Annotated in this window: 8 protein-coding genes; 2 read left to right on the top strand and 6 right to left on the bottom strand. The window is 67.9% G+C overall.

From position 1 onward, the window contains the following. Both mmsA and GQ57_RS33725 read right to left on the bottom strand, forming a co-directional pair. The coding region (mmsA, locus tag GQ57_RS33730) for a CoA-acylating methylmalonate-semialdehyde dehydrogenase (protein WP_034200134.1) at positions 1 to 951 on the bottom strand (951 nt) is incomplete at its 3' end. A 119-nt stretch (positions 952 to 1,070) separates the two neighbouring features. Further along, positions 1,071 to 2,390 carry an MFS transporter gene (locus GQ57_RS33725; RefSeq protein ID WP_031401385.1) on the bottom strand — a complete coding sequence of 440 codons (1,320 nt, stop codon included), beginning with the start codon at positions 2,388 to 2,390 and terminating at the stop codon, positions 1,071 to 1,073. A 155-nt stretch (positions 2,391 to 2,545) separates the two neighbouring features. Between GQ57_RS33725 and GQ57_RS33720 the strand changes: the two genes are divergently transcribed. Further along, complete coding sequence (locus GQ57_RS33720) at positions 2,546 to 3,505, top strand: LysR family transcriptional regulator (protein ID WP_031401384.1); 960 nt, start codon at positions 2,546 to 2,548, stop codon at positions 3,503 to 3,505. A 129-nt stretch (positions 3,506 to 3,634) separates the two neighbouring features. Here the strand turns inward: GQ57_RS33720 and GQ57_RS33715 are convergent, their stop codons facing one another. The 3 genes from GQ57_RS33715 to GQ57_RS33705 all read right to left on the bottom strand — a co-directional run bounded on the left by GQ57_RS33715 (position 3,635) and on the right by GQ57_RS33705 (position 7,257). Continuing rightward, positions 3,635 to 5,497: a potassium transporter Kup gene (locus tag GQ57_RS33715; protein ID WP_034200133.1), complete on the bottom strand. Its 1,863-nt coding sequence runs from the start codon at positions 5,495 to 5,497 to the stop codon at positions 3,635 to 3,637. A 440-nt stretch (positions 5,498 to 5,937) separates the two neighbouring features. Further along, a complete protein-coding gene (locus GQ57_RS33710) occupies positions 5,938 to 6,318 on the bottom strand; it encodes a TraR/DksA family transcriptional regulator (RefSeq protein ID WP_034200132.1) in 381 nt (126 codons plus the stop codon). Between the two features lie 216 nt (positions 6,319 to 6,534). After that, positions 6,535 to 7,257, bottom strand: coding sequence for a haloacid dehalogenase type II (locus GQ57_RS33705; RefSeq protein WP_031401381.1), 723 nt, complete (start codon positions 7,255 to 7,257; stop codon positions 6,535 to 6,537). A gap of 210 nt (positions 7,258 to 7,467) precedes the next feature. On the opposite strand from GQ57_RS33705, the gene GQ57_RS33700 reads away from it, so the two are divergent. After that, the gene (locus GQ57_RS33700) at positions 7,468 to 8,862 is read left to right on the top strand and encodes an MBL fold metallo-hydrolase (RefSeq protein ID WP_034200131.1); all 1,395 of its coding nucleotides are present in this window, start codon (positions 7,468 to 7,470) and stop codon (positions 8,860 to 8,862) included. Between the two features lie 45 nt (positions 8,863 to 8,907). On the opposite strand, the gene GQ57_RS33695 is transcribed toward GQ57_RS33700, so the two are convergent. Continuing rightward, positions 8,908 to 10,761 (bottom strand): sulfatase-like hydrolase/transferase, encoded by a 1,854-nt coding sequence (locus GQ57_RS33695; RefSeq protein WP_034200130.1) that lies wholly within the window; start codon positions 10,759 to 10,761, stop codon positions 8,908 to 8,910. Between the last annotated feature and the right edge of the window lie 100 nt (positions 10,762 to 10,861).

Here is a 10,861-nt window from a genome sequence, read left to right as displayed (position 1 = left end):
CGCCTTCGCCTTCTCGACGAGCTCGGGCAGCCAGTCGCGCGCGCGGCCGACCAGCACGACCACCGAGGTCGCCATGCAGCGCTGGCCGGCCGCGCCGAAGCCCGCGCCGACGAGCGCGTTGATCGACTGCTCGCGGTGCGCATCGGGCAGCACGACCGCGTGGTTCTTCGCGCCCATCATCGACTGCACGCGCTTGCCGTGCTGGCTGCCGAGGTTGTACACGTGGGTGCCGACGCGCGTCGAGCCGACGAACGAGATCGCCTTGATGTCCGGATGCGTGCAGAGGCGGTCGACCACCGTCTTGCCGCCGTGCACGACGTTCAGCACGCCTTGCGGCACGCCGGCCTCGATCGCGAGTTCGACGAGCTGCATCGTCGACAGCGGGTCCTGCTCCGACGGCTTCAGCACGAAGGTGTTGCCGCAGACGATCGCCATCGGGAACATCCACAGCGGGATCATCCCGGGGAAGTTGAACGGCGTGATGCCCGCGCACACGCCGATCGGCTGGCGCAGCGTGTAGGTATCGACGCCGCCCGCGACGTTCTCCGCGAATTCGCCCTGCTGCAGCGTGCCGATCGAGCATGCGTGCTCGACGACTTCCAGGCCGCGGAAGATGTCGCCTTGCGCGTCGGGCAGCGTCTTGCCTTGCTCGGCCGTCAGCGTGTGCGCGATCCGTTCGAGATTGCGGCGCACGAGATCCTGGAATTTCAGCATGATGCGCAGCCGCGCGCCGATCGGCGTCGTCTTCCAGGTCTGGAATGCGCGCTGCGCGGACGCGATCGCGGCGTCGACCTCGTCGAGCGTCGCATACGGCACGCGGCCGATCACTTCCTGCGTCGCGGGGTTGACGATGTCGCCCCATTCGGCGCTTTGCGATTCGACGAACGCGCCGTCGATCAGCAGCTTGGCGGTGGGCAGGGCGAGGGTGGTCTGGGGAACTGCGGCGTTCATGGAGTCTCCGGGAAACGGTGTGGCGATAAAAAAAGGGGCTCAGGCATCCACCGCGCGTGCGTGCACGGCGGAGGCGGGACGAACCGAAATCGATCCGGCGCTGGCGCGATCAGGCGCGATCAGGCGCGCGCCGGACGCATCAGCGCGGTACAGGCGAGCGCGAACACGCCGAAGCCGACGAGGTACGCGATCACGTAATGCGGCTGGCCGCCGCCGGTCTTGAGCAGCGACGTCGCGATCATCGGCGCGAAGCCGCCGCCGATCACGCCGGCGAGCTGCACCGACAGCGAGATGCCGCTGTAGCGGATTTCCGCGGGGAACTGCTGCGCGAACAGCAGCGCTTCCGGCGCATAGAGGATCGGGAACACGACGCCGAGGCCGAGCACGATCGCCCACCAGGCGGTCGACGTGTGCTGCGTGCCGAGCATCATGAAGAACGGCGCGGCGAACGCGCACATCAGCACGAGGCCGATCGCGAACATCCGGCGCTGGCCGATGCGGTCGCTCAGGTGGCCGCACAGCGGCATCGTGACGAGCGACAGCGCGGCGCCCGCCGTGATCGCGTGCAGCATGTCGGCCTTCGGCAGATGCAGCTGCTGCGTCGCGTAAGCGAGCGCGAACGTGACGACCATGTAGAACCACGTGTTCTCGGCGGCGCGTGCGCCGACGATCGTCAGCACCTCGCGCGGATGGCGGCGCAGCGCGGCCATGACCGGCGACTTCTCGGCCTTGCCCTGGCGCTGCACCTTCTCGAAGTCGGGCGATTCCGGCACTCGCGCGCGGATGAACCAGCCGAGGCCGACGAGCGCGATGCTCGCGAGGAACGGCACGCGCCAGCCCCACGACAGCATGTCGGCTTCCGGCAGCGCGGCGACCGCGGCCATCGCGAGCGACGACAGGATCAGGCCGAGCCCGACGCCCGTTTGCGGCAGGCTGCCGAACAGCCCCTTGCGGCCCTTCGGCGCGTGCTCGACCGCCATCAGCACCGCGCCGCCCCATTCGCCGCCGACGGCCATGCCCTGCAGGAAGCGCATCGCGATCAGCAGCGCGGCGGCCCAGTAGCCGATGCGGTCGTACGACGGGATCAGCCCGATGATCATGCTCGGCACGCCCATCAGCAGCAGCGTGATCATCAGCATCGACTTGCGGCCGATCCGGTCGCCGAAGTGGCCGAACACGATGCCGCCCATCGGCCGCCCGATGAAGCCGACCGCGAACGTGCCGAACGCGGCGAGCGTGCCGACGACGGGGTCCAGCGACGGGAAGAAGATGCGGTTGAACACGAGGGCGGCGGCCGTGCCGTAGAGGAAGAAGTCGTACCACTCGATCGTGGTGCCGGCCATGCTGGCCCAGCCGGCCAGCAGGTAGTGCTTCGCGGTGCGCGCGGGCGCCGGCGCCGCGACTGTCGCATGCTCATCGAGGGTGGATCGCGTCTGCATGGTGTCTCCGTTTGGGTTGCCGCGGCTCGTGGTCCGCAGGTCACGGTCGAGTATAGTTATGCGCAGATTCATCATGTACCGATAAAGAAACCGGTTCGATGTGCATTTATGCATATCGACGGCCGGTCCGGAGACTCCAGCCTTTTTCCTTGCCGATGCGACACGTCACCGAGCCGGTTTCCGGCAACCTGAACTGGGACGACCTGCGTTTTTTCCTCGAAGTCGCCCGCACGCAGCGCGCGAGCGGCGCCGCGAAGCGGCTGGGCGTCGACTACACGACCGTCGCGCGGCGCATCCGTGCGCTCGAGGCGTCGTTGGGCACGCTGCTGTTCGACAAGTCGCGCTCCGGCGGCTTCACGCTGACCGCCGAAGGCCAGCGGCTCGTCGCGTATGCGGACGCGATGGAGACGACCGTGCAGTCCGCGTGCGACCAGGTCGCGAACACCGGCGAGGCGCTGTCGGGCCACGTGCGGATCGGGTCGACCGAAGGGTTCGGCTGCTTTTTCCTCGCGCCGCAGCTCGCGCGGTTCCGCGCCGACCATCCGCACGTGACGGTCGACCTGCTGCCGGTCCCGCATTTCGTCAACCTGCCGAAGCGCGAGGCCGACCTGGCGATCACCCTCGAGCGGCCCGAGCGCGGGCCCTACGTGGTCACCAGGCTGTGCGACTACCAGTTGCGGCTCTATGCGACGCGCGACTATCTCGCGAACCACGCGCCGATCGCCTGCACGGACGATCTCGCGCGGCACGCGTTCATCAGCTACGTCGACGATCTCGCGTTCAGCAACGAACTGCTGTACCTGGATCGCGCGGTGCCGGGCGCGACGGCCGGGCTGCGCACGACCAGCGTGATCGCGCAGTATTTCGCGGCGCTGCAGGGCGGCGGCCTCGCGATCCTGCCGTGCTTCATGGCGGCCACGCAGCCGGCGCTGGTGCCGGTGCTGCCGCGCGACGTGGTCGTCACGCGCTGTTTCTGGCTGACGTGCCGCGAGGATCTGCGCAAGCTGCGGCGCGTGACCGCGCTGTGGGATTACCTGCGCGCGGCGGCGGACGCGAATCGGGAATTGCTGATGGGGGAGTCGGGGACGCTGCGGTTCGTCGGCGAGCCGGCATAGCGGCGGGCGCAGACGGCGGCGCGCCGCCCCGCGAGCATGGCCGCGGCGCACGGGCGGCCGCGCGCCGCAAAAGTCGCGCCGCCGCGCGTGCGCCCGGGAACCGGGCGGCGGCGCGACCGCGGCCGTGCGCTAGATCGAGACCTGCCGGCCCAGATCGACCACCTGGTCGGCCGGCACGCGCAGATAATCCGTGACCCGCGTGCAGTTGCGCAGCATCAGCCCGAACGCCGACGCCATCCAGCGCGGCAAGCCTGTCCCGTCATCCCGGCTCGTCACGCGCTCCCGCCCGATGAAATACGTCAGCGCGGCCGGATCGACCGGGCAGCCGTGCCGGGTAGCGATCTGCGTCATCAGCGCCGGCAGGTCGGCGCGTTCCATGAACCCGTAGGTCGCGGTCACCGTCCAGTAGCCGGGCAACGGCTCCGCGATCGCGATCCGGTTGTCGGGGTCGACCCAGGGTTTCGACGCGATGTCGAGCGTCACGGCGAGCACGTTGCGTTGCAGCGCCCGGCTGTGCCGGACGTACCAGAGCAGCACCGGCGGCACGCCGTCCTTCGTGCGGGTCAGGAATGCCGCGGTGCCCGGCACGCGGGCGAGCGTGTCGTCGGTCGCATGCATGAACGTGTCGACGGAAACCGGGTGCTCGGCAAGCCGGGCGGCGACCGCCGTCACGCCGCGATGCCAGACATACATCACGAGATACACGAGCGCGGCGAGCAGCAGCGGCACGTAGCCGCCGTCGAACAGCTTCAGCACGTTCGACGTGAAGAACGCGGTGTCGAACGTGAAGAACAGCGCCGCCACCGTGCCGCTGGCGGCCAGGTTCCAGCCCCAGATCTCGCGCATGGCGATGAACAGCAGCACCGTGGTCATCAGCATCGTTGCGGAGACCGCGATCCCGTAGGCGCCGGCCAGGTTGTCCGACTTGCGGAACAGCAGCGCGAGGCCGATCGTGACGATCATCAGCGTCCAGTTGACCGCGCCGATGTAGATCTGCCCGTACCCGGCCTGCGACGTCTGCACGATCTTCATGCGCGGCATCCATTCGAGCTGGATGGCCTGGCGCGTCATCGAGAACGCGCCGGTGATGATCGACTGGCTGGCGATCACGGTCGCGACCGTGGACAGGATCACGAGCGCCAGCGTGAGCGACCCGGGGCACAGGCGGTAGAAGATGTTGCCGCTGGTGGAGGCGCCGGCCAGGACGAGCGCCCCCTGGCCCGCGTAGTTGAGCACCAGGCTCGGAAACACGAGCATGCTCCAGGCGAACTTGATGGGCTTCGCGCCGAAATGCCCCATGTCCGCGTACAGCGCCTCGGCGCCCGTCACGCACAGGAACACGCCGCCGAGCACGAGAAAACCGGTGCCGCCGCTATGAATCAGGTAGGTGATGCCATGCACCGGATTGAGCGCCCACAGGATCGCCGGATGGCGCACGATGCCGGAAATGCCCAGCACGGCCATCACGACGAACCACAGGGCCATGATCGGCCCGAACGCACGGCCGATCTTCGCAGTTCCGAGCGGCTGCAGCGCGAACAGCGCAAACAGGATCAGGATGGCCAGCGGCAGCACGTACGGCTCGAGCGTCGGTTCGACGAGCGTCAGCCCTTCGAGGGCGGACAGCACGGAAATCGCCGGCGTGATCGCGCCGTCGCCGTAAATCAGCGCCGCGCCGAACAGGCCGGCCGCGACGATCAGCGGACGCCGGTGCCGCTTCACCCCGAGCAGCGCCATCAGCGCGAGGATGCCGCCTTCGCCGTCGTTGTCGATACGCATCGCGAATCCCGCGTACTTGACGGTCGTGACGACGATCAGGGTCCAGACCAGCAGCGACACGACACCGAGGATGGTTTGCGGATTCGTGCCGCCCGTCAGGTCGAGCACCGTCTTGAAGGTGTAGAGCGGGCTCGTGCCGATGTCGCCGAACACGACACCCAGCGCACCGATTCCACTGGTGAGCAGCAACGGCGATTTGCTTTGATTCGGCATGCTGTTCCTTGGCTTCGATAGGGGACCGCCGGACAATCCGTCGATGCCGCCGCACGCGGCGCGTCGACGCTCGGCCGCGCCGCGCGAGACCGCGCAGTATCCCGCATGATGTTTGCGTTGCGGCGCACAGTGCGCGCTGTGTTTCGGCGGCGCGCGGCATTCTGTGCGTTGGCGCCGGCAAAAAGGCAAGCGAGCGGTGCACTGTATTCTGGAATCCTTTGCATCCGTATGACGACGCGCAAAGGATGTGTCAGCGGCATGACGCCAACGCGAGCGAGCCGCTCACGCCGACGGATGGCGTTCTCCCGGGTGGGGACGGGGGTGGACGTCACGATGGCGTCCGCCGGGTTCGGGGTGCGGGCGGCAACGCCGGGCAATCCTGCCGGGTGCGGGCCGCGACGGCCCGTGCGACGCCGCCGTCGCGATGGTCGCGCCGCGGGTTACCGGCCCGATTCGCGCCGGCTTTCTTCGGCGACGGTATATATCGCTTCCGGCAAGGCTTCGAGCCGCTCGATCGGGATCGGATCGCCGCTTTCGTCCGAGTATCCGTAGGTGCCGTCCGCGATCTTTTCCAGCGCGCGCTGGATATCGGCGATCCGGCGGACATTGACGTTGCGCAGCGCCTGGTTTGCGACGTCCTGTTCGAGCGTCTGCGCGTCGTCCTCGCGTTCGCCGGCCTCCGCGCCGCTCGTTTCCTGCTGTTGCCGGCCCTGTGCGATGGTGTTTTCCTCGCCGCCGAGCACCTGCCGCTGCAAGGCTTCGAGCCGCTGGCGCTGCCTGGCGATGAATGCAGCGTCCAGGCCGTTCGGGTGATCGTCCATCTCGGTTCTCCTGTGAGTGCTGCCGGGCGCCGGAACGCGATCGGCGTCGCTGCATTCTCGATCATGTCGCCGCGCCGGACAAGCCGGCGCACGTGGCGACCGTGCGGCATGCGTAACGGGTTCGACCGGGAAACGTGTCGCGGGCTCCGGTCGCGGCGCAACCGGTTCGCGACGGGCCGATCGCGCGGCCCGCCCGAACGCCGGTCGGCGTGCCGCTCAATCCGGGCAGCCGAGCCGATCCGCGAGTTCGTTCAGGTTCCTGACGTCGAAATCCCATGTGTCGGCGGCCTGCAGGTCGGTCGTCTGGCCGGGCCCGTGCTCGGTCGGGCGCAGCACGAACGCGGTGGACAGCCCCTGCCGGCGCGCGGCCGCGAGATCGCCGTTGTGCGCGGCGACCAGGCACAGTTCGGCCGGCGCGATGCCGAGAATCTCGACCGTGTCGCTGTATACCTGCGGCGACGGCTTGTATGCGCGCACGACCTCGGCGCCGAGAATCGCATCCCACGGCAGCCCCGCGCGTTTCGCGACGTCGACCATCAGCCGGATGTTGCCGTTCGACAGCGGCGCGATGATGAAGCGCCGCTTCAGCCGGTGCAGCGCCGCGACCGCGTCGGGCCACGGATCGAGGCGGTGCCAAGCGAGGTTGAGCGCGTCGAGGTCGGCGTCGGGCACGTCGGCGATTCCGTAGCGGTCGAGCGTGCGCACGAGGTTCTCGCGGTGCAGGACGTCGAGCCGCACGTAGCGGCGGCGCCCGCTGCGGATTTCTTCCATCGATGGCGAATATTCGGCGCGCCAGGCATCGGCGAATTCGAACGGGTCGAGCGCGGGCGCGTAGCGATCGAGGAACGCGGCGGCGCCGTGTGCGACGCCGCTTCTCCAGTCGACGATCGTTCCGAAGACATCGAAAACGAGCGCCTTGATTTCAGTGGGGTTCGTCATGCGGTCCTTTGCGTGGGCGGGGGATCGGAACAGGCCGCGGCGGCGATGGCCGACGGCGGCAACGGGCAGGGCCTGCCGTCCGCATTAGAGCATGTATATGGATTGTGCGCGATTCGCGCGGCCGTATTGACTGCGTCGACGACAGGATGTCCGTCATCGTGTATAAATTGCAGCCAAAATCGAGCGGGCCGCGACAGCCGGGAAGCGGTGATGGATGAGCGCCTGCGCCACGACGCACTACGGGGGCACATCTTGTTCTACTCGGTCGACCGCAATCAATTCTCCATCGGTCAGGGTGGTTTCCACTCGACCGTCGTTCATGCCGGCAGCGCGCGATTCAGCGTTGTCGTCGACTGTGGCGGCGGAAGCCTGAAAACCAGGAAGCCGCTGATCGAGACATTCACCGGCGGCGTTCCCACGCAACATGACATCCTGGCCATCAGTCACCTGGACCTGGACCATATCGACGGCGTGCCGGAACTCACGCAAACGGCACAATTCCGATACGTGTTTCTTCCTCACGTCGACGAGCACGCGTACGCACGCTGGATGACGACCCGGCTCGCGTTCGAGGTGGAGGAGGACGCGGAAGCCGGCTCGATCGTCCGGTCGATCGACATCGTTACCGGCTTGTATGACGGGCGATATGGCCACCCGGTCATCGTGCGCGACGCCGGACCGGTCGAGCCCGGAGGGGCGAGAGATGACCGCGACGCCGCCAATCCGCTGATGCCGGACGCGCTTCGCAAATTGCTGGATGGCGCCGCAGCGGTTTTGCCGTCGACCACCTCGATCGGCCTCGTGGATATCGACTGGGCATTCCGTTTCTATTCGTACGAGTGGACCTGCCCGGCCCAGCTCGAGAAAATCTGGATGCATCCGTTCTTCGACGACCTGAAGGATGCCATCGCCGCGCTGGTGGACGACCCGGGGCGTTCCGGCGTGGCGCAAGCCATGAAAGACAGGCTCGAGGACAAGATCCCGGCGGAGCAGGCGAGTGGCGCAATTTTCACGCTGACTGGAAAAGAGACCGTCGTCGAGAGCGCAATCAGTGTCAAGTGCCTGCTCGGCCAAGTGTACCGACGCCTGCCCGGACTGACGGACTATAACGATGCGTCGATGTGCGTGTACTCCGGCCCGGTGCAGAGTGGCACGAACCGTCCCGTGAAATGGTTCAGCCGACACGTTCAGACGACCGCCGACGGCGCGGCGTGGGCCAGGGAAAAAGGCATTCGAAGCACTCGAAGTGTCGGCTGGATTCATACCGGGGACCTGAATCTGGACGACGATACGAAACTGGAGAAATTCCTGGGGCACTACGAGGCCGAGTTGCGAACGGTTTCGGTACTGGTGTTGCCGCATCACGGGTCGGTACGCAGCTACGGTCGAGATCTGGGGAGACTGGACGCGTTGGCCAGGACGCTTGACGACCGGCCCCTGTTTCTTGCACCGGCGCTGCCAACCGGTCGATACAAGCATCCGGACGATTCGGTGATGACGCAGTGTCGCACATCCGGATTCGCGCATATCGTCGACGACAAGCGCGCGACACTCTTCCAGGAAAGCGTGCGATGCGGATACCCGTACATCGTGATTTTCGATTGACGCAGTGGCCTGCGCGCGACCTGCGTCAAGCCGATTTCCGTTCCGTCAGTGCCGCTTCCGGACCTGCACCTGTACCTTGCCGTCCCGGATCGGCATGACGTCGGGGCGATCGTCGCCGACTTCGCTCGCGATCAGGTCGTTCAGGCGGTCGTTCATCGCGAGCAGCAACTCGCCGTTCTTCTTGCGGTCCGTCGCGAGATTGCGCATCTCGCCCGGATCGCTCGCGACGTCGAACAGTTCGACGTCGTTGCGCGCGAACAGGTCCTCCAGCGTCGTCGGCCGGTTGAATTCGAGCGGGGAGAAGTAGCGCGCGAACCGGTAGCGGCCGTCGAACACGCTGCGGATCGTGCCGCGCAACCGGAAATCCGGCTGCTGCGCCAGCGCGCGGCGCAGCAGCTCGTCCTCGGGCACGCCTTGCTGCCGCAGCGTGCCCAGCTCCTTCAGCATCCATTCGCTGTCGTAGTACAGCAGCATCGCGTAGTTGAACAGCGTGGCATCGCGCACCGCGTGCCGCTTCGCATCGGCCGGCCGCGCGAGCCAGCGCGTCAGGTCGCGCCCCTTCAGCGCGCCGCCGCGGATCGGCGCGAGGCGCGCGTCGTCGAGGCCGGTCAGCCCGAGCAGCGTCGGCGCGATGTCGATGTGCGACGTCAGCGCATCGCACTGCGCGCCGCCCGGATAGGCGGGATGGCGGATCACGAGCGGCACGTGGTTCTGCGGCTGGTACGCGGTCGCGCCCTTGCCGACGAGCTGGTGCGCGCCGACGTGGTCGCCGTGGTCGGCGGTCATCACGACGATCGTGCGCTCGTCGAGACCGAGCGACTGCAGCGACTGCAGCAGGCGCACGACGTGCGTGTCGCAGTCGCGCACGCAGTTGAAGTAGTTGTCCTGGTAGATGCGCAGGCGTTCGTCGCTAAACGGATAGCGCCCGACGAGGTTTGCATGCGCGGCGTCGAACATGCCGTGCGCGGGCGGCCGCCCCGGTTCGTCGTACGGCTGCCGCCGCGATGCCGCGAGCGGTACGTCGCGCCACGACGTGCGATACAGCGCGTCGTCGGGCGGCGGCGCGTTGCCGAGCAGCGGGTGGTTCGCGTCCTGCACCGTCGAGCCGGCCGTGTCGGTATTCACGAACATCGCATCGTGCGGGTTCACGAGGTTCACCGCGAGGAACCACGGCTTGCCTTCCTTCGCGAGACGCGGCGCGTGGTTGCGCATCCAGCTCACCGCGGCCTCGGTCGTGATGCCGTCGTACTGGTAGCCGCCGCGCACCATGCCGATCAGGTCGCCCACGCCGAAATAGTCGTCGAAGCCGTACGAGCGGATCGTGCGGTTGTAGTCGGCCACGGGCGCGGTATAGGGGCTGGCGGTCTCGTGCAGCGACCCGCTCAGGTGCCACTTGCCGAGATACGCGGCGTAGTAGCCGGCGTCGCGCAGCATGTGGCCGACGGTGCGCACGTCCGGCGACATGTCCTTCTGCCAGGGCAGGCCCGCGTTGTCGAGCACGCCCGTGTGCTGGATGTGCTGCCCCGTGTAGACCGTCGAGCGCGACGGCGAGCACACGCACGCGGCGATCTGGTGATGCATGAACGTGATCCCGTCGCGGCGCAGCGCTTCGCGGCCCGGCACCGGAAACGGCCAACGGTCGAAGTGGCGCTCCTGGTCGGTCAGGATGAACAGGATGTTGTAACCGGCGGGCGGCGCGGCGGGCGCGTGCGCCGCGCCGTGGAACGCGGGGGCGGGATCGACGCCCGGGCCCGCGCCTGCGGCGGGTTCGGCCGGCGGCGTGGGCGCGGCCGCCGCGTCGGCACCGAAGCCGGCCGCCGCGACCGCCGCGCCGGCCAGCTTGAGGAACTGGCGGCGCGCGGTGGGGCCGGCGGCCGGGGTGTCCTGATCGTCTTTCATGTGGGGCGTCTCCTGATCGTGCCGGGGGTGTTCATGGCGACGACTATGCGGCAGGATCGCGTATCGATCGATGAAAGATCCGGGTCGATCGATAACCTGA

Source organism: Burkholderia sp. MSh2, assembly GCF_000731655.1.
GTDB lineage: Bacteria > Pseudomonadota > Gammaproteobacteria > Burkholderiales > Burkholderiaceae > Burkholderia > Burkholderia paludis.
Note: the sequence above shows the minus strand (reverse complement) of the source record. Positions and strands in the feature narration are given on the sequence as shown.

What these genes read in the sequence shown, in the direction of transcription:
- GQ57_RS33720 (WP_031401384.1), top strand. Translation starts at nt 2,546, where the DNA reads ATGCGACACGTCACCGAGCCGGTTTCCGGCAACCTGAACTGGGACGAC.
- GQ57_RS33725 (WP_031401385.1), bottom strand. Translation starts at nt 2,390, where the DNA reads ATGCAGACGCGATCCACCCTCGATGAGCATGCGACAGTCGCGGCGCCG.
- GQ57_RS33715 (WP_034200133.1), bottom strand. Translation starts at nt 5,497, where the DNA reads ATGCCGAATCAAAGCAAATCGCCGTTGCTGCTCACCAGTGGAATCGGT.
- GQ57_RS33710 (WP_034200132.1), bottom strand. Translation starts at nt 6,318, where the DNA reads ATGGACGATCACCCGAACGGCCTGGACGCTGCATTCATCGCCAGGCAG.
- GQ57_RS33695 (WP_034200130.1), bottom strand. Translation starts at nt 10,761, where the DNA reads ATGAAAGACGATCAGGACACCCCGGCCGCCGGCCCCACCGCGCGCCGC.
- GQ57_RS33705 (WP_031401381.1), bottom strand. Translation starts at nt 7,257, where the DNA reads ATGACGAACCCCACTGAAATCAAGGCGCTCGTTTTCGATGTCTTCGGA.
- GQ57_RS33700 (WP_034200131.1), top strand. Translation starts at nt 7,468, where the DNA reads ATGGATGAGCGCCTGCGCCACGACGCACTACGGGGGCACATCTTGTTC.